Raw genomic sequence first — 489 nt, 5'->3', positions numbered from 1 at the left:
GCCATAGCGCCGCGCCGCTTCGATTTCCGCGAGACGTGCGCTGCCGACTGCGCAGGCCGACCTGCACCATGCCGGCGACATGGGCCATCTCGCTCGCCCGCCGCATCGGGCTCGAATAGCCGTATCGACCGCCATTCACCTCGTCGCGCCAATCGATGTGGGCGTCGATCTGCAGGATCCAGGTGGGTCCACGGTCGGCAAAGCCCGCAAGGAACGGAATGACGACGGAATCGTCACCGCCAAGCATGATCGGCACGGCCGGCAGGGACAGGATCTCGCGTGTCCTTGCCTCGATCCGGGCCCGGTTGCCATCATTGTCATGCATGATGGTCAAGATGTCGCCGGTGTCGGTGCAGCTGCCCGATCCGCCATTGAACAATGGGCCACCGAGATCGAAATCCCAGTGCTCGACCAGCGGGGCATCGCCCTGGCTGGCGGTGCGGATGGCGTTGGCGGCCTCGGCGTAGCCACTGCTGTCCTTCCCACGAT

General features: G+C 65.4%; 1 pseudogene. It reads right to left on the bottom strand.

Annotated elements, in window-relative coordinates:
- Positions 1-489, bottom strand: a pseudogene (locus EOA27_RS39735) (arginase family protein); the annotation flags it as partial.

This window comes from Mesorhizobium sp. M2A.F.Ca.ET.037.01.1.1, from assembly GCF_003998075.1.
GTDB lineage: Bacteria > Pseudomonadota > Alphaproteobacteria > Rhizobiales > Rhizobiaceae > Mesorhizobium.
The sequence above is the reverse complement of the archived record's forward strand: the minus strand, read 5'-3'. Positions and strand labels throughout refer to the sequence as shown.